General features: G+C 69.7%; 12 protein-coding genes and 1 pseudogene. 8 read left to right on the forward strand and 5 right to left on the reverse strand.

All coding sequences use genetic code 11. From position 1 onward, the window contains the following. Positions 1-405 precede the first annotated feature (405 nt). From BDK92_RS11455 to BDK92_RS11465, 3 genes are all read left to right on the forward strand, one after another. Positions 406-1,059: a hypothetical protein gene (locus BDK92_RS11455; RefSeq protein ID WP_246016969.1), complete on the forward strand. Its 654-nt coding sequence runs from the start codon at positions 406-408 to the stop codon at positions 1,057-1,059. Positions 1,060-1,073: 14 nt separating this feature from the next. Beyond that, positions 1,074-1,835, forward strand: coding sequence for a hypothetical protein (locus BDK92_RS11460; protein WP_121156696.1), 762 nt, complete (start codon positions 1,074-1,076; stop codon positions 1,833-1,835). 143 nt (positions 1,836-1,978) lie between these two features. Then, positions 1,979-2,344, forward strand: a complete 366-nt coding sequence (locus BDK92_RS11465; protein WP_121156697.1) for a hypothetical protein — start codon at positions 1,979-1,981, stop codon at positions 2,342-2,344. Between the two features lie 84 nt (positions 2,345-2,428). Here the strand turns inward: BDK92_RS11465 and BDK92_RS11470 are convergent, their stop codons facing one another. Continuing rightward, positions 2,429-4,195, reverse strand: coding sequence for a glycoside hydrolase family 6 protein (locus tag BDK92_RS11470; RefSeq protein ID WP_121156698.1), 1,767 nt, complete (start codon positions 4,193-4,195; stop codon positions 2,429-2,431). A gap of 780 nt (positions 4,196-4,975) precedes the next feature. Between BDK92_RS11470 and BDK92_RS11475 the strand changes: the two genes are divergently transcribed. The 3 genes from BDK92_RS11475 to BDK92_RS11485 all read left to right on the forward strand — a co-directional run bounded on the left by BDK92_RS11475 (position 4,976) and on the right by BDK92_RS11485 (position 9,569). Continuing rightward, positions 4,976-6,343 (forward strand): hypothetical protein, encoded by a 1,368-nt coding sequence (locus BDK92_RS11475; protein ID WP_121156699.1) that lies wholly within the window; start codon positions 4,976-4,978, stop codon positions 6,341-6,343. Continuing rightward, positions 6,327-7,088, forward strand: coding sequence for a class F sortase (locus BDK92_RS11480; protein WP_121156700.1), 762 nt, complete (start codon positions 6,327-6,329; stop codon positions 7,086-7,088). Before BDK92_RS11475 ends, BDK92_RS11480 begins: the two co-directional genes overlap by 17 nt. A gap of 168 nt (positions 7,089-7,256) precedes the next feature. Continuing rightward, positions 7,257-9,569: an esterase-like activity of phytase family protein gene (locus BDK92_RS11485; RefSeq protein ID WP_121156701.1), complete on the forward strand. Its 2,313-nt coding sequence runs from the start codon at positions 7,257-7,259 to the stop codon at positions 9,567-9,569. Between the two features lie 73 nt (positions 9,570-9,642). Here BDK92_RS11485 and BDK92_RS11490 read toward each other — a convergent pair whose 3' ends face one another. Together BDK92_RS11490 and BDK92_RS11495 are read right to left on the reverse strand one after the other, a co-directional pair. Further along, on the reverse strand, positions 9,643-10,269 hold the full coding sequence (locus BDK92_RS11490; RefSeq protein WP_121156702.1) for a hypothetical protein: 627 nt from the start codon (positions 10,267-10,269) through the stop codon (positions 9,643-9,645). Positions 10,270-10,620: 351 nt separating this feature from the next. Then, complete coding sequence (locus tag BDK92_RS11495) at positions 10,621-15,720, reverse strand: NAD-glutamate dehydrogenase (RefSeq protein WP_121156703.1); 5,100 nt, start codon at positions 15,718-15,720, stop codon at positions 10,621-10,623. A gap of 294 nt (positions 15,721-16,014) precedes the next feature. Between BDK92_RS11495 and BDK92_RS11500 the strand changes: the two genes are divergently transcribed. Then, positions 16,015-17,991: a penicillin-binding transpeptidase domain-containing protein gene (locus tag BDK92_RS11500; RefSeq protein ID WP_425462225.1), complete on the forward strand. Its 1,977-nt coding sequence runs from the start codon at positions 16,015-16,017 to the stop codon at positions 17,989-17,991. 662 nt (positions 17,992-18,653) lie between these two features. Here BDK92_RS11500 and BDK92_RS40240 read toward each other — a convergent pair. Then, positions 18,654-19,569: pseudogene (locus tag BDK92_RS40240) on the reverse strand (arginase family protein); the annotation flags it as partial. A 197-nt stretch (positions 19,570-19,766) separates the two neighbouring features. Beyond that, a complete protein-coding gene (locus BDK92_RS11510) occupies positions 19,767-20,711 on the reverse strand; it encodes a tetratricopeptide repeat protein (RefSeq protein ID WP_121156704.1) in 945 nt (314 codons plus the stop codon). Positions 20,712-20,829: 118 nt separating this feature from the next. Between BDK92_RS11510 and BDK92_RS38940 the strand changes: the two genes are divergently transcribed. Continuing rightward, positions 20,830-20,979, forward strand: coding sequence for a hypothetical protein (locus tag BDK92_RS38940; protein ID WP_170208551.1), 150 nt, complete (start codon positions 20,830-20,832; stop codon positions 20,977-20,979). Positions 20,980-20,987: the final 8 nt, after the last annotated feature.

Here is a 20,987-nt window from a genome sequence, read left to right on the forward strand (position 1 = left end):
CGCCCCCATTCGGGGCGGGTACCGATCCGCGAACCGAACCGGCGCCATTTTGTCACCGGGCCGCCACCGTTATTGCCGGCAAGCGACTTCATCGATGAAACAGCTGGCGCCCCCTCACCCCACCGACCATTTCCGGTGGCCGAAAAGTGTCACCGGCATCGACCCGAGCAGGTTGACGAGGTTCTTCGCCAGGTCGTCGCGCCCAGCCAAGCGCGTTTTCTGGAATGAGTCAAGTTAACGGAGGGGAAGGGTAACCACGTTCCTCGCCGGGCAGCCGGGTCCTCGGCCTCATTTCGGACGCCTCATGACAGAACAGACGCGCGATCGGGGCCGGCGCCGAAAGTCGCCCACTTCGGGATTGGCGATCACTCCAGAGCGGGAATACCAGATGCGAAGGAGGAACCCATGTCACCCACGCAGATCATCGTCATCGTCGTGGCCGCCGTACTCGTCGTGGCCGTCGCCACGGCAATCTGGGCGGTCGGCCGCCGGGCGGCTCTACGGCGTCGGTTCGGCCCGGAGTACGACCAGGTGGTCGCCGACCGGGAGAGTCGCGGCGACGCCGAGCGGGAGTTGCGCGACCGTACCCGGCGGCACGCCGAGTTGACCCTCACTCCCCTCTCCCCCGAGTCCCGCCAGCGCTACGCCAGCACCTGGGCCGAGATCCAGGCCAGGTTCGTCGACGCCCCCAACGACTCGGTCGGCGAGGCGGACGAACTGGTCACCCGCCTCATCGCCGAACGGGGCTACCCGACCGGTAACTACGACGAGCAACTTGCCTCCCTCTCCGTGGAACACGCCCGCACCCTGTCCCACTACCGCGACGCACACGAGATCCGCGAACGCGACCAGCGCGGCGAGGCTGGCACCGAGGACCTCCGCCAGGCCCTGGTGCACTACCGGGCGCTCTTCGCCGACCTGCTCGGCGCGGATCCGGTACGCCCCGACGGTCCGGCCACGAAAACCACGCCGACAGGATCGGACAACCCGGAGCAGTCGGCACAGCAGACCTCAGAGCGCGCTCCGCGGCACACGCCGCAGGACACGCCGAGCCGTTGAGGAGAGACCCCACCATGCGTCAGCAGGACCAGCAGATCCAGGACGAGCAGCGGACCGACCGTACGGCGGTCAAGGTCGACGACCGGGACCGGGCCGACGACCCGGAGCGGGCCGACACCAACGACCGGACCGACAACCTGGACCTCGAGAACGCCCGGAACCACACCGACGACCTGGTACGCGACGACGGGAACCGGACGGACGACCCGAACCGGGTCGATCACCTGGACCGCGTCGAGTACCACGAACCGGCGCCACTGCCGACCACGTTCGGCGCCCCGACGGTCGGCGGTGCGGTCGCCGCGTCCGCCCTGGCCAGCGGTGACCGGACCGAGGAACCGGACCCCCGCGAGGAGAGCACCGTCGCACCCGACAACGGGGTTGGCGACGGCCAGGTGAACGACGCCGTCACCCGGGTCAGCCCGACCGGTACGTCCGACCGGTCGTCGGCAGGACCCGGTACGGGAACCGTCACCCCCCTGCCCGGCGAGGGCGACGGGATCGGAAGCTTGCTCGACACGGAGACCACCGAGCGGCTGCGGGAACGCTGGCGCGGCATGCAGCTGCGCTTCGTGGACGACCCGCCGGGCGCGCTCGACGAGGCGCGTGAGCTGGTCGACGAGGCGGTCCGGTCGTTCACGACGGCCCTGACCGAGCAGCGCACCCGACTGGACGACGACGGCGGCACCGGCTCGGCCGGCAGCGGCGAGACCGAACACATCCGGCTGGCGATCCGCCGCTACCGCGACTTCCTCGACCGGCTGCTCGACCGTTGACCTCGGAGCCGTGCACCGCGAACGCCGCGCACCCTGGCGACGGACGAATCCACACAGCTTGAGCGCCGACGGCATGGTGTCGGCTATCCGGGGTAGCCGTACGGGTGGGAATGACGCCGCCACCGGACAGGAGGGCAGCAACGATGACGGAGCGCGATCCGGGCCTGGCCCGGCCGTTGGAGGAGTCCCCGGAGATGGCCTCGGCCGCCGACGACGAGAGCACCGTGCCCCAGCTCCGCACCGGCGGCGGCCGGGACCGGGACACGCCGGAATTCATCGGGTCGGATGACGTGCCGGGAGACTTTCCGCCCACCGACGAACTCATCGGCGATTCGCAGGGAGGCGGCCTTCCCGGCTCCGACCGGACCCGCACCGGGGCCGAGCAGCCCTGGGAACCGGAGGACCTGGTCGCGGCCTGGGGTCAGGACGCCACCCCGCAGAACCTCGAACGGGCCCGGCGGATGCTGGCGGAGCAGGGTCCCGCCGCGATCGAGAAGACCGTGCCCTGACCCTGGTACGCACGGATCCCTGGTCCGACCGACACCGGCCGGACCAGGGATCCTGTGGTGTTGTACGAGGGCCTACCCGACCACCTACAGCGGCGGGTACGCGTTCTGCATCAGCTGCTGGAACTGCGCCGAGAACCAGTGACCCGAGAGCGGGGCGTTGGCCAGGGCGCCACTCATGTTGTTGTTGTTACGGGGGTTGCCGGTGTACGTCGGGTCGCACATCCGGTCGAAGCCCTTGCCCTCGTCGTTCTCGATCTCGGTGCTCGCGCCGTCCGACTCACCCGGGGGCTTGATCCAGACGTACGCGTCGATACCGGCTGCCGGCGCGGCCCGGGGCCGCTCGCCGATGCCGGCACCGCTCTGGTTGCACCAGTTGCCGGTGTGGATTCGCCGGTCGAGCCGGCCGCCGTCGACGAAGGTGTCCACATTGGTCTGCGCGCCGGGGCCGGTCGGACGGGCCGAGCCACCCCAACCGTTACGACTGGTGTCGATCAGCATGCCGACATTGGAGTTGAACCCGGCGCTGATGAGCTGGGTACGGAAGCCCTGTGCGAACGACTGCTCGTCCACATAGCGGTTCCAGTCGACCCACCTGGACTGCCGCACCGACGTACCGCCCACGGTGCTGTTGATGTTGAAGTACGGCTCGGTCAGGGCGCCGTAGTTGGCGGTGTTGACGATGAAGCCGTGCACGTTGTTCAGCGTGCTGCCGGAGGCCCGAGCGGCCTCGGCGAACAGGGTCGCCGACGGGGCGAGGTTGTCGTCCCAGCCGATCCAGCCGTGGTGTCCGGCGTCGATGTAGTTGTAGGTGTTCGGCAGCGCGCCCAGCTTCGCCAGGGCGTACCCGACGCCGTTGACGTAGTTGCCGTTCGCCTTCATGACGTCGCACGCCGGGACGGCGGTGGGCCGGCTGCCGGTGTTGGTGACCAGGTTCGGCAGCGAGTCGATCTCGATCACGTTGATGATGCGGAGGTTGCGGTACTTGGCATCGCCCATAATCGCGGCGATCGGGTCGATGTACTCCGTCTTGTACCGGTCGATCTCCGTCGGCTCGAGTTCGCCAGCGGACGCCAGCGCGGAACAGTCCCGGCCGGGCAGGTTGTAGATGACGACCTGGATGTACCCGGCGCCCTGCGCCACCGCGGTGTCGAGGTGTGCGCGCAGACCACGCGCCCCGGTCGTGCCGTTGATCGCGGCGATCCGGTCCATCCAGACCCCGGTGGGGTTGTTGGAGATCCGGCTACCGCCCGGCTCGGCGTCCGCCTTCGCCTTCCAGTCCGGGTTCACATAACCCGTGACACCCACGTACGGGTTGTCGACCCTCGGTCCGCCCGGCGGCGGCGTGGTGGTCGGCGGCGGAGTCGTCGGCGGCGGAGTGGTGGGCGGCGGAGTGGTGGTGGGCGGCGGGGTGGTCGGCGGGGTGCCGCCGTTGCACACGGTGCCGTTGATGGTGAACGAGGTCGGCGCCGGGTTGCTGCCGCTCCAGGCACCGTTGAAGCCGATGCTGGTGGAGGCGCCGGTGGCGAGGCTTCCGTTCCACGACATGCTCTGCGCGGTCACCTGGCTGCCGGACTGGCTCCAGGTCGCCGACCAGCCCTGTTGCACCCGCTGGCCGCTGTTGGGGAAGGTGAAGCCGAGGGTCCACCCGTTGAGCGGGTCACCCACGTTCTGAATCGTCAGACTGGCGGTGAAACCGCCCTGCCACTGGTTGGCGGAGTACGTGACGCTGCACTGGGTTGCCGCGTGTGCCACGGTTCCCGGGATGGCGACGAGGCCGGCGGCTACCAATGTGCTCGCGCCGGCGAGTGCCAGCACCTTGCGTCGGCCGGACCATCTGCTCCGTAAATTCATGCGACTGATCTCCTTGGGCCAGCCGGTCCCTGGTGGCGGGACCCGGCGCGGCGGCCTCGGAACGTGGACCGGTGGGGGTCGTCCGTAGGCGCCATGGGGAAATGCAGGGTGTCGCCCGACCCGGACGGGCTGACGGGTGGTGGTGCCGGCCGTAGTCGACGGCCGGGCGAACGCCGTCCGGAAGAGACCGGCTGCCCTCGGCGTCGTACTGCGCGGTGTGGCTCCCCTACACAGTGGATGAATTCTTGCATGGGAGCGCTTCCACCACAACACCTCGGCAACGATGCCTGCCGATCCCTCTCCCCACTATCCCCGCCGCCGCTCGCCACCTCAACCCTCGCCCGGTAGCGACCCGAGCACGGGCGGCGTGGCCCGACCGGGCCCACCGACAGCACGGCTCCGGCAACCGAGCCACCGCTTCTGATGCCACCGGCGGTACGGACCCGACCGCGCTTCTCGGGTCCGTTGGGAAAGGTGTGACTGGAGTGAACCGGGCACCAATCCATAAAGGGCCGGAAACGGGAGTATCAGGAACTGAATCGGTCACCCCGTTCCAGGGAAGACGAGAGCTGACATTACCGCCCGCGCGGATCGGGTCACCCCGATCAATCAGCAGTCGGCTCCTACCGCCCGATGGCCGGGATAGCACGGTGCATCACCCGTTCGGGGCAATAGTAGAAATGCCGTATCAATCCGACTAAAGCTCACAAACAAGTTAGCCTCGGTCATGGCTCGGCTCTCGTCGAGCCACGGTGAACAGGGGAAGGAGTGACGGAAGTCATGTCTAAGAAGTTCCTCGGCAAGGTCGTCGCCGGAGCCGCCCTCGGTGGCGCATCTTTGCTCGTCGGTGCCCCCGGGATCGCTTTCGCGGATGGGCCGTCCACCAGCGCGGAGCCGGGACAGGTCCTGGCGAAGCCGCATTGGGCGAAGCCCGGTCACGAGGTCACCATCGTCGAGATCTGCAAGGAGCCGCAGGAGAGCCCCTGGGTCTGGTCGAAGGTGACCGGGAAACTGGAGCTCACCCACGAACATGACAAGAAGCCCGTAAAGGGCCCCGAGCGAGCCGCAGAGGGTTCCGAGCAGACTCCGGCCGAAGAAACCGCCCGGAGCAGCCACGAGACCGAAGAATTCAAAACGTACAAGAACACCGAAAAGTACAAGGAATACAAGGCGAACGAGGACTACCAGCTCGACAAGGAATACCAGGAGTACAAAAAGTACAAAGAGTACTTGGAGTACAAGGAGTACCGGAGCAAGAAGGCACAGCCGGCCCCTGAGCAGAATGGTGCGGTCGAAGCAGCTCCGACCAGTGGGCTTCCCGAGCCGGTCGCCCCGGACGGCACCGCCGAGACGACGGCTCCCGAGGAGCACAAGGCCGCGACCGCCGCTCCGGTAGAGAGCCCGGCCGCACCGGAAGCGCCCCCGGCCGCCGATCTCGGACCGGTCGAGGAGTACGCACCGGAGCAGGTCGACCCGGCCGCCGAGCCGGACGCCCACGCCGACATGGGCGGACACGAGGGCACCGACGGCGGACCGGCGACAACGGAGAAGCCGGCGCAGCCGGACGCCTCGGCGCCCGCCGAGGACCCGGCCAAGGCGGCCGATGGTGCCCCGACCGACTCCGACCCGGCGGCGGAGGAGAGCAAGGACCCGGCCGCCAGCCAGGGCGAGTCCACCGAATGGAGCGAGAAGCCCGACGCCCACGGCAAGTCCGACGGCTGGGACCCGAGCGCCAAGGACGAGGCGGGGGCCAAGTCTGACGAGGGTGCCAAGGACGAAGCCGGCGCCAAGTGGGACGAAGGTGCCAAGGACGAAGCCGGCGCCAAGTGGGACGAGGGCGCCAAGGACGAAGCCGGCGCGAAGGACGACGCGGGCGCCGCGTGGAGCAAGAAGGACGAGCAGGAGAAGGTCCACACCTACTCGACCACCACCACGATCCCGGCCGACGCGAAGCCGGGCCACTACCAGCTCAAGGGCTCCTGCGGCTTCGGCACCCTGGTGGTCGTACCCACCGGGTGGGTCGAGGGCGGCGACGGTGGAGCCAGCGACAACGGTCTCGCGACCAGCGGTGCGGCAATGCTGGGCGCGGCGGCGCTCGGCGGCATCGTACTGATGCGGCGGCGACGGATCGATGGCTCGCTCGTCTGAGACGTCGGGGGGAAGGGCCGGCGGCCGTCACGTTCTCACGTGGCGCGCCGTCGGCTACGCCCTCGTCGCCGTACTCGCCATGGTCGGCTCCGGGCTCATCGGGGCCTCGCTGAACGCCACCCCGACACCTCCACCGCAGCCGGCGGCGGAAGCCGCGCCGGCCTACCTCCGCCCCACCCCGGTCGAGTCGGCGTCACCGGTCGACCCGGACCTGGCACCGGCGCCCGACGCCGGACTGACCACAGCCACGCCCGGCCCCGCCGGGATGCCCCGCTCGGAGCCGACCGACATCACCATCAAGAAGATCGGCGTCGCCGCGAAGCTCATGTCACTCGGGGTCGATCCGCACGGGATGATCGAGGTGCCCCCGTTGACGCAGGCAGAACTCGCCGGCTGGTACCGGCTCGGCCCCAGCCCCGGCGAGATCGGCAACTCGGTGATCGTCGGACATGTCGACTCGCACGAGACCGGGCCAGCGGTCTTCTTCAAACTGGGCGCATTGAAGGCCGGAGACACGATCGAGGTGGCCCGCAAGGACGGCAGCGTCGCACAGTTCACGGTCGAAGGCGTCAAGTCGTACCCGAAGGACTCCTTCCCCACCGACCTGGTCTACGGACCGTCGGAAAAGGCGAGTCTCCGGCTGGTCACCTGCGGCGGCCAGTTCGACCAGAAGAAGCGGAGTTACCCGGACAACATCGTCGTGTTCGCCACCGCGACCACGAACACGGCCACCACGCCGCAATAACACCGGTCGCCGTACGAATTCACGTGCCTCTCCCAACCCTGGCCGGGTCCCGCATCTCGGGGCCCGGCCAGGTTCAGCTTCTTTGCCCACCGTTCATGTGCGGGATCGATTCCGCTTGTCTGCCCGTGCGACCTTCCATGGTCGACCCCGAGCAGCATCGGAGACACAATGCCTGCCAAAAAGATATATACGGCACTGACCGTGGCGGCAGTCGCCGCGAGCACCCTCACCGGCGCGGGAACCGCGGCCGCGCACGGGAAGTCGGATCGCCCGCTCTCCTTCGACCGCACCGCGACCTACCCGGTCTTCCAGAACCGGCCGGCGGGTGAGGACCCGGCGACGCCGACCGTCGCGGAGATCTCCGCGGTCAGCGACGACGGCCGTACGTTGATCTACACCGACGCGTTGGCGCGGCGGATCGGCTTCCTCGACCTGACCCGTCCCGACAAGCCCCGTGGCCTGGGCACACTCTCCCTGTCCCAGTTGGGCGACGCCGAGGACGAGCCGACCTCGGTCGCCGTCGTCGGCCAGTACGTCCTGGTCGTGGTCAACACCAGCCCCAGCTTCACCGCGCCCTCCGGCCGGCTCGACGTCATCTCGCTGCGTACCCGGCAGCGGGTGACCAGCCTCGACCTCGGCGGACAGCCCGACTCCATCGCGATCAGCAAGGACAAGCGGTACGCGGCGATCGCGATCGAGAACGAACGCGACGAGGACGCGGCCCCGCCCGGAGGTGAGGACGGGGACCTGCCCCAGGCCCCGGCCGGCTTCCTCCAGATCGTCGACCTGACCGGCGGCAACCCGAGCCACTGGCGGACCCGGCCGGTGGCGCTGACCGGCGCGGACGGCAGCGCCCTGCCGGCGTTCGTCGCCGCCGGCTTCGCCGCACCGACCGACCCCGAGCCGGAGTACGTCTCGATCAACCGGAACAACGAGGTCGCGCTCACGCTCCAGGAGAACAACGGGATCGTCCTGGTGGACCTGCCGTCGGGTCGGATCATCCGGGCGTTCAACGCGGGTACCGCCTCGATCAGCGGCATCGACACGGTCGAGGACGGCGCGATCGACCTGACCGGCTCGATCAAGGACGTACCGCGTGAACCCGACGCGGTGGCCTGGATCGACGACCGGTACCTCGCCACCGCCAACGAGGGCGACTGGCGCGGTGGCACCCGGGGCTGGTCGGTCTTCGACAGCCGTACCGGTCGGGTCGCCTGGGACGCCGGCAACAGCTTCGAGCGGCTCGCGGTCACGTACGGGCTGCACAACGAGGACCGGGTGGAGAAGAAGGGCACCGAGCCGGAGGGTGTCGCGGTCGCCGAGTACGACGGCGTCCGGTACGCCTTCGTCGGCTCGGAGCGGAGCAACTTCGTCGCCGTCTACGACATCAGTCGTCCGGCCAACCCGGTCTTCAAGCAGGTGCTGCCGGCGACCAACGGCCCCGAGGGGCTGCTCCCGATCCCGGGACGGAACCTGCTCGCGGTCTCCAGTGAAGAGGACGACGCCTCGGTCGGTGTACGCGCCTCGGTGACGGTGTACGAACTCGGCAAGGGCAAGCCGGCCTTCCCGACCATCGTCTCCGCCACGCAGCGGTCGGGCGTGGACAAGGCTCCGATCGGTTGGGGTGCGCTCGGTGCGCTCTCCGCCGTACCGGGCAGGTCGCACCTGCTCTACAGCGTGACCGATGCGGCGTACTCGCCGAGCCGGATCCTCACCATCGACCCGACCGCCGAGCCGGCCGTCATCACCGCCGCGCTCACCGTCTCCGATGCCGGGGGCAACGCCGTCGGCTACGACGCGGAGGGCATCTTCGCCCGGCCGCAGGGCGGTTTCTGGCTCGCCGTCGAGGGCACCACCGGTGCCGGCAACAAGCTGGTCCGGCTCGACCGCGACGGGGTTACCAAGCAGGTCGTGGAGTTGCCGGCCGAGGTCGCGAGCGGCCTGGCGAAGCAGGGCTTCGAGGGCGTCACCGCGACCACCGACTCGCGCGGACGCGAGGTGGTCTGGGCCGCCCTGCAGCGAGAGGTCTCCACCGATCCGGCCGGCGTCGTCCGGCTGGGTCGCTACGACGTGGCGGCGGGCACCTGGAGTTGGTTCGGCTACCGGTTGGCGAGCACCACCACCGCTGGTGACTGGATCGGGCTCTCCGAGATCACCGTGGTCGGCGACAAGCTCGCGGTGATCGAGCGGGACAAGCTCAACGGCCCGGCCGCCCGGATCAAGCGGATCTACACCGTGGACCTGCCGCGCACTGCGGCGGCGCCGGGTCCGCTGCGGGTCCTGCCGAAGACCCTGGCGTACGACGTGCTGCCCGAACTGCGGGCGACGAACGGCTGGACCCAGGAGAAGCTCGAGGGCATGACTGTCGCGGGTGACGGCCAGGTCTACGCGGTCACCGACAACGACGCGCTCCAGGACGCCACCGGTGAGACGGTGTTCCTGCACCTCGGCTCCAGCAAGCGGGTCTTCGACCAGCGATAGTCCCAGCCTCCCCAACCGACAGATGCCGCTGGCCGGGCCCGTTCACAGGGGACCCGGCCAGCGGCCGTTCTGCTTACTTGGTCCAGACGTCCTGGACGATGTGGGCGGCCTGGTTCTCCCACTGCGCGTACGCGTCCGGGAACGCCGACACCTGAACCTTCTGCGCCGCCACCGTCAGCGGCAGATCCTGCCAACCATCAACCTGCTTCAGGTTGCTCAGGAACGCCGTCGCCGCATAGGTCGGGTCCGTGATCTGCTCCGGAGTACCCCAACCACTACTCGGACGCTGCTGGAACAAACCCAGGGAGTCGTGGTCGTTCATGTCACCCAGATGACCCAGGTTCTCCAACTTCGACTCCTGCATGGAGGTGGCGACCGCGATCACGGCACCTCGCTCACCCATGCCGAGCTTCTTGGCCACATCAGTAATGGCCTTGGCGTTGTCGGTCTGCTCCTTCGACAGGCTGATCTCCGACTGGGAACCCTGGGTGCCGTGCGGCACCAGCTTGTCCATGGCCGGCTTGTCACTGGTCACAGCGGCAACCGTGGTCATCGCCGGGGCGGTGTGCACGGCCGGGGACGCGAACGCGTGCGACGCGGGACCGGCGACGGCGCCACCAACAAAGGCGAGGCCAGCGATACCAAGAGCGGTCTTACGAACGAACGAAGCTTCGGTAACAGCGGTGAAAGTCGTCTTCACGATGGTTCACCTTCCAATCGGGGGTACCGAAGCGCACACAAGAAAAGGGGGAAAACAGGTGCGTCACTCGGGAAGAAGTACGAGGCCACAGGCCCTATGAGGCGGGGGACACCTCGGCGCTGCTCCGGTCGTACGCGATGTATAACGACCCCACCCCCGCCAACATTCCGCCGACCACGCCCCGAACCAAGTCGATCAAGCCAAAAAACCTCGCACCGGAGACACCCGGCACGAGTGGCGGGCAAACGTCAACGGGGCTGCGGTGAGCGCGAAGAGTGGGGCCTCCTGAAGGCGCGTTAGGAAGGGCCCCTTGTTATACAAAAAGCGATAACAAGGGGCCCTTCCTTACGGCTAGCTGCTGGCGCCGGAGGTGCGGACGAGGGTACGGATCTGGCGCAGCAGTACGGAGAGGGCGGCCAGGTCGGAACGGGACTCGTCGAACTCGCCCATCGCCTTCTGAGCGCGGTTGATCGAGGTCTCGTTCGACTCTTCCCACTCCCGTACGCGTTGCTCCGCCGGCACCGAGTCGGAGGTCGACTGGAGCACCTCGGCGGTGAGGGCGGCGAGGGCCGCGTACAGGTCGTAGCGGAGTGCCATCCGGGCCAGGGTCTGCCAGCGGTCCTCCCGTGGCAGCAACGAGATCTTCGACAGCAGCGAGTCAACCCGGAACCGGTCGGAGAGGACGAAGTAGACCGAGGCCACCTCGCCCACGTCGCGTCCGGTGACGGCCGCCGTTTCGACCACGTCGAGCAGGCCGAAGCTGTACATCAGCCGGGTCGCCTGTTCGGCCAGGTCCTGCGGCAGGCCGCGGGCGACGAGCAGGTCGACGTGGGCGGCGAGCGCCTGCCGTTCGCTGCCGCAGAAGAGGTGTCCCAGTTCCGGCAGGAGCCGGGAGACGCCGTCGCGGAGCCGGGCGATCTCGGTGGGTACGTCGATCGGCGAGCGCCGGTTGGTGACCAGCCACCGTACGGCCCGGTCGAGCAGGCGCCGGGTGTCGAGGTAGACGCCGGTCTGCACCTCGGTCGGCACCTTGTTGTCGAGCGCCTCGACCGCGTCCCAGATCTCACGCAGCCCGAACACGTCGCGGACCACCACGTACGCCCGGATCACGTCGGCCGCGGTGGCCGCGGTTTCCTCGACCACCCGGTAGATGAACGAGATCCCGCCCCGGTTGATCGCCTCGTTGACCAGCACCGTGGTAACGATGTCGCGGTGCAGCCGGTGGTCGGCCATCCGGTTGGCGAACCGCTGGCGCAGCGGCGTCGGGAAGTAGCCGGCGAGCACGTCGGCGGTCCACGGCTCGTCGGGCAGCTTGTCAGCGAGGATCTCCCGCTCCAGGACGATCTTGACGTACGCGAGCAGCACCGCGAACTCGGGTGCGGTCAGCCCGTTCTCGGTGCGTACCGCCAGCTCCTCGTCCGGCGGCAACGCCTCCAGCGCACGGTTGAGGGCGCCGGACTTCTCCAGGTCACTGATCATCCGGCGGTGCACCGGCAGCAGCGAGGCGGCCTGGGCCTGCGCGTTGCCGATCGCGCGGGCCTGGTCGTAGTTGTCCCGAAGCACGTGCTCGGCGATTTCCTCGGTCATCTCGGCGAGGAGTTCGTCGCGCTCCGGCACGGTCATTTCGCCGTCCGCGACCGCCGCCCCGAGCAGGATCTTGATGTTGACCTCGTGGTCGGAGGTGTCCACCCCGGCGGCGTTGTCGATGAAGTCGGTGTACATCCGCCCACCGGCGAGCGCGTACTCGATCCGGCCGAGTTGGGTGAAGCCCAGGTTGCCGCCCTCACCGACGACCTTGGCGCGCAGCGCCTTGCCGTCGACCCGGATGGCGTCGTTGGACTTGTCCCCGACCTCGCTGTTCGACTCGGCACTGCCCTTGACGTACGTACCGATGCCGCCGTTCCAGAAGAGGTCGACCGGTGCGGTGAGGATCGCCTTCATCAGCTCCTGCGGTGACATGGCGTCCACCCCGCCGTCGAGGCCGAGCACCGCCCGGACCTGCGGCGTGATCGGGATGGTCTTCGACGTACGCGGGAAGATGCCGCCGCCCTCGGAGATCAGGTTGGCGTCGTAGTCCTCCCACGACGAGCGGGGCAGGTCGAACAGGCGCCGCCGTTCGGCGAACGAGGCCGCCGGGTCCGGGTCCGGGTCCAGGATGATGTGCCGGTGGTCGAACGCGGCCACCAGTTTGATGTGCTCGGAGAGGAGCATCCCGTTACCGAAGACGTCACCGGACATGTCGCCGACGCCGACCACGGTGAAGTCCTGGGTCTGGGTGTCGATGCCCATGTCGCGGAAGTGCCGCTTCACCGACTCCCAGGCGCCCCGGGCGGTGATGCCCATCTTCTTGTGGTCGTAGCCGGCGGAACCACCGGAGGCGAACGCGTCGGCCAGCCAGAAGCCGTGCGACACGGAGATCTCGTTGGCGATGTCGGAGAAGGTCGCGGTTCCCTTGTCCGCCGCGACCACCAGGTACGGGTCGTCGCCGTCGTGTCGGACCACTTCGCGCGGCGGCACGATCTGCCCGGCGGAGAGGTTGTCGGTCACGTCGAGCAGGGCCGAGATGAACTCCTTGTAGCAGATCACCGCCTCGTCCCGGTCGCCCGGCTTCTGCTTGAGTACGAAGCCGCCCTTGGCGCCGACCGGCACGATCACCGCGTTCTTCACCATCTGCGCCTTGACCAGGCCCAGCACCTCGGTACGGAAGTCCTCGCGCCGGTCGGACCAGCGCAGCCCGCCCCGGGCCACCGGCCCGAACCGCAGGTGTACGCCCTCGAACCGGGGTGAGTAGACGAAGATCTCGTACTTCGGGCGGGGTGCCGGCAGTTCCGGGATCGCCTGCGGGTCCAGCTTGAAGGCCACGTACGACTTCGGTCGCCCGTCGGTGGCGCGCTGGTAGAAGCTGGTCCGCAGGGTGGCCTGGATCAGCGTCAGGTACGACCGCAGGATCCGGTCCTGGTCGAGGCTGGTCACCTCGTCCAGTGCCTCGCCGATGCTGGTCACCAGTTGCTTGCTCTGCAACTCCCGCTGGCTGGCGTCGAGTTGCGACGTGGGCGAGAAGCGGACCTCGAAGAGTCGTACCAGCAGTGAGGCTATCTCCGGGTAGGCGATGAAGGTCGACTCCATGTACTCCTGGGAGAAGACCGTGCCGGCCTGGCGCAGGTACTTCGCGTACGCCCGCAGCACCACCACCTGCCGCCAGGTGAGACCGCCGCGTAGGACCAGCTCGTTGAAGCCGTCCACCTCGGCCTCGCCCCGCCAGGTGGCGGAGAAGGCGTTCTCCACGTGCGGACGCACCTCGGCCAGTTCCCGCGCCCCGTCCTGCAACTGGAGGCCGAAGTCGTACAGGTAGATCCGGCCGTCGACGCGTTCCACCTCGTACGGGTGCTCGTCGACGACGCTGACCCCGAGCGAGTGCAGGACCGGCAGCACGGCGGAGAGCACCATCGGCTCGCCGTACCGGTAGACCTTGAACCGGACCTCCACCTCGTCGTCGGTGGGCAGGCCGGCGGCGCCGGGACGGGGCGAGCGCTGCTTGCGGAACATGTGCATCTCGAGCTGGCCCGGCTCTTCCAGCAGCTCCAGCTTGGCCAGGTCCTTCATCGCCTCGTACGGCGTGTGGTCGTCCTTGTAGCCCTCGGGGAAGGCGTCGGTGTACCGGCGGAAGAGGCGCTTGGCCTGCTCGTCGCCGAGTTTGCGTTCCAGGACGAGGCGGTAGTCGTCGTCCCAGAGCCGGGTGGCGTCGGCGAGCCGCTCGGCGAGCAGGTCCGCGTCCACCGCGCCGGGCGGGTTGGTCGGGTCGGTCCGGACGATGAAGTGCACCCGGGCGAGCATCGACTCGGTGACCCGGGTGGTGTAGTCGACGCCGATCCCGTTCAGCTCACGGAGCAGGATCTCCTGCATCCGCAACCGGTTCTGGGTGGTGAACCGGTCCCGGGGCAGGTAGATCAGGCAGGAGATGAACCGGCCGTAGCCGTCCCGGCGCAGGAAGAGCCGCAGTTGGCGGCGGCCCGCCATGCGCAGTACGCCGATCACCGCGTGGTACAGGTCGTCGGTCTTGATCTGGAACAGTTCGTCGCGCGGGTACGTCTCCAGGATCTGGAGCAGGTCCTTGCCGGAGTGGCTGCGCGGGCTCAGGCCGGAGCGCTCCAGCACCTCGGCGACCTTGCGTCGGACCACCGGCAGTTCCCGCACGCTGGTCCGGTACGCCGACGTGGAGAAGAGGCCCAGGAAGCGGCGCTCGCCGACCACCTCGCCCGCCTCGTTGAAGATCTTGAAACCGATGTAGTCGAGGTACGCCGACCGGTGCACGGTGGCGCGGGAGTTGGCCTTCGTGATGATCAGAAGGCGCTTCTCCAGCACCTTGTCGTGCGCCTCCGGCGTCATCGAGGCGAGCACCCGGGGCGAGGTCGAATCCTGCCGCAGGATGCCCAGGCCGGTGCCGAGCACCGCCTCCAGCGCCTGCTCCGCGCCGCTGCCGTCCGGGCCCACACCGGTGTCCGTGCCGACCCCGGCACCCTCCGCGTCGACCAGCCGGTACTCCCGGTAGCCGAGGAAGGTGAAGTGCTCGTGGGCGAGCCAGCGCAGCAGCTCCACCGAGTCGGTGATGTCCTTCTCCGGCACCGGCGGTCGGTTCTCCGACGTACGGGCGGCGGCCAGCTCGTCGGCGAGCGCCAGGGCCCGCTGACGCATCTTCGGCCAGTCCTCGACCGCTTCGCGTACGTCGGTCAGCACCCGCTGCAACTCGCCACGGAGCTTCTCGCGTTCGGCCGCGTCCCGCACCGGGTCGATTTCGATCCGCATCCAGCTCTCGACCACGTCGCCGTCGATCGCGTCGTCCGGCTCGACGTCGGCGGCGACCTCGGTCAGCCGACCGAGCGGTTCACGGCGCACCACGACCAGCGGGTGCACCAGCATGTGCAGGTCGAGGTGCTGCGCGGTGAGCAGCGCGGTCACCGAGTCGACCAGGAAGGGCATGTCGTCGGTGACGATCTCGATCACCGTGTGCTGCTGTTCCGGGGCCGGCTCGTGGATCCTGAGCTTCAGCTCGCCCGGCACCCGCTGCTGGGCCAGGTCACGGTGGGCCTGGGCGGCGGAGAGCATCTCGGCGGCGGTGAAGCCGATCAGTTCCTCGTCCGGAGCGAACCGCCAGAACCGGTCCACCAGGGTCGCCGCGTCGTGGTCGTCGCCGGCCAGCGCGACCGCCTGGGCGACCAACCGTTCCGCGTTCGGGACCGGCTCGTCGAGATCAGCGTCCTCGACGTCGTCGGCCAACGCGTCCGCGGGCAGGCCCAGATCATAGAGGGTGTCGACGCTGGCACCCGTCACGCCGCTGTCGAGGCGAGGGCCGTGCCCGTCGTCGTCGATCACCGGGTCAAAGCCGTCGTCCCGGCTGGTCTCTGCCTGCCGGAGATCGGACTCCGGAAACTTTATCGCCGGACGCCGGTCCATCGGTGCCACTCCCCTCGACCCACCGCGTTGTGGGTGCTCAATCCGCCCAGTATGCCTCTGTCGGTTCTCTCCTTGATCGGCGGACCGACAGCCGGACGTATGGATCGCGACTTCGCCCTTTCACCCCTTGTGGGTACGGAACACGGGTGCTCCTGAGTACCCCTACTCAGCGCGTCATCACACCTGGATCTCGACTGGTCACGAACCGGGCTCGCAGGCGCGACCAGCCTCGACGCCCGTACTACCGTCAGGGGTCGAATCGGGGATGAACGACTGAAAGGTGGTCGCCAGCGCATGCGCCCACACGAACACCACCGCAACGACAACCTGAGCCGACGGCGCCGCCTGCGGCGGCCGATGCTCGCCGCGTTCACCGGACTCGGTCTGGTGGCCACGCTGCTGACCGGATGCTCCCGGGAGGCCCCGGCGGAACAGGCGGTGGACGAATTCCTCCGGGGGTGGCAGGAGGGGAAGCTCGACCAGGTCCGGTTCGTCGACGGGCAGGGACAGCAGATCACCGGGCCCAAGGTGGTCGAGGAGATCGCCTTCCTCCGTGGCGACCTGCCGGCACCGGCGGTACGCCGCGAAGGCGAGGCGTCGGTCGGCGGGGACGCCGCGACGGCGAAACTGACGGTGGACTGGACGCTGCCTGGTGGCACCCACTGGGCGTACCCCACGACGGTGCGGCTCAAGCGTGACACCGAGGACCGCTGGCGGATCATCTGGGAGCCGCGGATCGCCCACGAGCAGCTGACCGAGGGAGATCAACTGACCGTACGGCGGGTCAGTGCCACCCGTGGGGCGATCCTCGACGGCGCCGGGGCACCGATCGTCACGACCCGGCCGATCGTCGTGGTCGGCGTTCAGCCGAGCGAGGTCACCGACGTACCCGCCCTGGTCAAGCAGCTGGAGGCGGCGTTCAAGGCGATCCGGCCGGCCATCAGCCCACCGATCGAGCTCGGTGACCTGCCGGATCGGATGAAACAGGCGAAGCCGGATGCCTTTGTCGAGGTGGTCAGTCTCCGGAAGGAGGCGTACCAGCAGATCAAACCGCGCATCTACGACCTGCCGGGCACGAAGTTCCGGGAGGAGCAGCGTGAACTCGCCCCGACCCGGGAGTTCGCCCGCGCCCTGCTCGGCTCGGTCGACCCGGTGCAGAAGGACGACCTCGACGCCAACCCCGGCGTCTACGTCGAGAGCGACCTGGTCGGCCACGGCGGCCTCCAGGGGCAGTACGAGAAGCAGCTCCGGGGCACCCCGGCGAACACCGTGGTGATCAGCCGGAGGAACGCCGACGGCAAGATCGAGCCGACCGACACCGAACTGTTCCGTACCGAGCCGACCCCGGGAGCGCCGCTGCGGACGACCATCGACGTCAAGACCCAGAACGCCGCCGACGCCGCCCTCGCACCGGACCCGCACCGGACCGCGATGGTGGCGATCCGGATCAGCGACGGCTCGGTGCTCGCCACCGCGAACGGTCCCGGCGGTGGGGCGGAGAACCTGGCCCTGACCGCACAGGTGCCGCCCGGCTCGACCTTCAAGATGGTCAGCACCCTGGGCCTGCTCGACGGGGGTGCGGTCAGCCTGGACGCCCCGGTCTCGTGTCCGAAGACCTTCACCGTCGACGGACGGTCGTTCAAGAACTCGAACGACTTCGAGCTGGGCAACGTGCCGTTCCGTACGGACTTCGCGAAGTCCTGCAACACCGCGTTCGCCGCGTTGGCGCCGAAGCTCGGTGACACCGGGTTGGCCGACGCGGGCCGCAGCCTCGGCCTCGAAGCCAAGTGGGAGCTGGGCGTCGAGGCGTTCACCGGCAAGGTCTCGACCGGCGGCTCGCCGGCCGAACGGGCCGCCGCCGCCTTCGGCCAGGGCACCACCCTGGTCAGCCCGATCGCCATGGCCGCCGCCACCGCCGCCGTCGCGAAGGGCCAGTGGCAGCAGCCGAAACTCGTCCTGGACCCCGCTCCGGCCGCACCCGCGCCGGCCGGCCCGCCCCTCAAGACCACGTCCGTGGAGCCGTTGCGGACGATGATGCGCGAGGTGGTCACCGTCGGCAGCGCGACCGCGCTCAAGACCGTTCCGGGCGGACCGGTGCAGGGCAAGACCGGAACCGCGGAGTACGACGACAACCCGGCGCACACCCACGCCTGGTTCGTCGGCTGGCAGGGCGACGTGGCGTTCGCGGTCTTCGTGGAGAACGGCGGCGGCAGCGGTGAGACCGCGGTCCCGATCGCCGAGCGGTTCCTACGTAACCTCGCCGCCCGCTGACGTCACCGTACGCAGGGCCCTGATCGTCGGTCGCCGCCATGCCGGCGGCGCCGTCGGTCAGGCGGGTTCGGCCGCCGTGCCCGGGGCGTCGACCTCGGTCGCGGCGGTGCCGGCGGCCGGTTCCACCGCCGGGGTACGCCGAAGGCGCCCCGGACCGGCGGACGGCGGCGGTCCGACCGGCTCCGGCGTACGTGGCAACGGCGCCGAAGCGGTGGCGCCGCGGCCCTCCGCCGGGTCCTCCGGTTCCCGGCCGGGGGCCGGTGGGGAGGCGGCCGCTTCGGTGGTCGGAAGGTCCTCGTCGCCCGGCGCCGGTCCGAACTCCGTCGGACCGGAGACCGGGGCAGGGGTGGGAACCGGGACCGGCGCGGGTACCGGCTCGACCGGGATCGCCTCCACACCCATCCCGGCGACCGACGACAGTCCACGCCGGGGTGCGTTCGACGCCTTGCCGGCACGGGCCGACGCACGATCGGCACCAACGTTCGCCACCTCGGCGCCGAATGCGCTGACCGGGCCGAACGCGCTGGTCGCCCCGGGTCGTGTGGAGGTGCCGGCGGGAGCCGACGTGGCGGACGCCGGAACGGCTGCTGGTTCGCGTACGGACCGCAGCCCGCGACCGGTGGCGGAGGGCTGGGTCGGCAGCAGCCGGGCCGGCGGGGTCTCCGGGGTCGTGACCGGGGCCAGTCCGGCCGCCAGGGTGCCGACGATCTCGGCCGCGTACGTGCCCTCCGGGTCGTAGTCGGGGTCGAAGACGGTGATCTCGACGCCGAGGCAGTGCGGGGTGTCGACCAGCCCGGCGAGGAGCAGCTCCAGCTCCGGGAAGGCGATGCCACCGGGGTCGGGCGCGTCAACCGCGGGCATCACCGCCGGGTCGAGCACGTCCACGTCCACGTGCACCCAGTAACCGGCGCAGTCGGCGAGCTGGTCGTGCGCCCACTGGGCAGTCCGGGCCGCCCCCTCCGCGCGGAGCATCGGCACCGGGCGGGTCACGATGCCGGCCGCCTGGAGATCGAGCCGGTACTCGTCCTGGGCCCGGACCCCGAGCACCACCACGTCGACGTCGCGGAAGTACGGTCGGCGCCCCTCGATCGAGGCGAGGTCGGGCTGTCCCCGCCCGGTCACCAGCGCCAAACCTTCCCCAGCCGCGGCGCCGACGTACGACGCGTTGCCGGGGTGCCGGAAGTCGGAGTGGCCGTCGACGTAGACCAGACCGATCCGGCCACCCACCGCCTCGCCGAGGCGGTGCATGGCCAGTGCGGAACCGAGCACGATCGAGCAGTCGCCGCCGAGCACGACCGGGAATTCGCCCCGGTCGATGATGGCGCCGATCCGCTCGGCCAGCGCCCGCGAGTACGCCGCGATCGCCCCGGCGTGGGCAACCCCGTCGCCGGGGCGCCAGTCGCCGGGGTCGTACCGCGACGGGGTGAGGCAGCCCGCGTCCCGGGCGCCGAGCCGGGCGATCAGGTCCTGGTCGCGCAGCGCCCCCGGGGCCTTCGCACATCCGGGCACCGATGTGGCGGTGGGTGGGCGCAGGCCCAGATTCGAGGGTGCGTCGAGGACGGCGATCCGGCGCATCATGGGCTCCCGTCCTCGTTGCCGACCGCAGGGCTGACCGGTGTGCTGCTCGTACTCACCTGGTCAGGCCTTCCGAACCCATGTGATCACACTTTCCCCACGCCCAGGGTCAGGCATTTCGCACTTGCCTCAGCCGACTTTTCACGCTCCATGGTCATCCGTTGCGCCACCGCCTGGCCGCCCGGCCAGCCGGGCGCTGGTCAGAACAGCGCGCTGGCGAGCGCCCGACGGGCCCCGGCCACCGCCGGGTCGTCCGGACCGGCCACGGTGAACAGGGAGAGCAGGTGCCGCCGGATTCCCTCCCGGTCATCGCCCGAACTGCGCCGGACCAGGCCGACGAGCCGCGCGTACGCCTGCTCGGCCTGCCCGCTGAGCACCTCGATGTCGGCGGCCAGCAGGTTGGCCGCCACGTCGTCGGGCTTCTCGGCTGCGGCGGCGAGGGCGGCCGTCGGGTCGACTCCGGTCACCCGCCGGGCCAGCGCGACGTGCGCCAGGCCCGCCTCGGCGGCGGCGTCCGCCGGGGCATCCGACAGGATCTTCTTGTACGCCTGCTCGGCGGCGTCCAGGTCACCGGTGATGAGTGCCTCGTCGGCCTCACCCAGCCGGGGATCCTCCGCGGTGGCCACTGCCGCTCCGCCGGCCTTGAGTACGGCGTCGATCCACTGTCGCAGCTGCGACTCGGGCACAACCCCGGAGAAGGCGTCGACCGGCTGACCGCCGATCACCGCGTAGACCATCGGGATGCCCTGCACCCGGAACATCTGGGCGATCCGGGGGTTGCTGTCCACGTCGATCTTGGCGAGCACCCAGGCGCCGCCGCCCTCTTCGGCCAACCGCTCCAGCACCGGCGAGAGCTGCTTGCACGGCTCGCACCACTCGGCCCAGAAGTCGATCACGACCGGTGTGGTCAGAGAGCGTTCCAGCACCTCCGACTGGAACGTCGCCTCGGTGACGTCGATGACCGCGACGCCACCTCCGGCGACGCCACCTCCGGCGACGGCGCCGGACGGCGCGGCAGCGGGTGTGGAAGGGCTGGCCGGAGGCGTTCCGGCGGGTCGGGCGGTCGGCTGGGCGGCGCTGCGCAGCGCGCCGAGGTCTACCGCGCCGCGAGTGAAGATCGACGAGGTGATCCGTGGGTCGCTCATGGTTGTCTAGTCTCGCACGCGCGACGCCCAACCCAGACCCGCCGCCACGGCCGCGAACATCACCCCGGCCAGCGCCCATGGCACAAAAATCGGGAATAGATCCGGCCAGCGAGGTGGCGTGAGCGGGAACTGCCGCTCGACGAAGATCGGCAGATGGTCGCCGGCCAGCCACCAGGCCACCCTGGCGGCGACCAGTCCGACCATCGCGGCACTGGTCAGCACCGGCAGGTACGACCACCGCGCCGCGCTGCCCCGACCACCCGCGTAGGCGGGCGG

The sequence above is a fragment of the Micromonospora pisi genome (assembly GCF_003633685.1).
Taxonomy (GTDB): Bacteria; Actinomycetota; Actinomycetes; order Mycobacteriales; family Micromonosporaceae; genus Micromonospora_G; species Micromonospora_G pisi.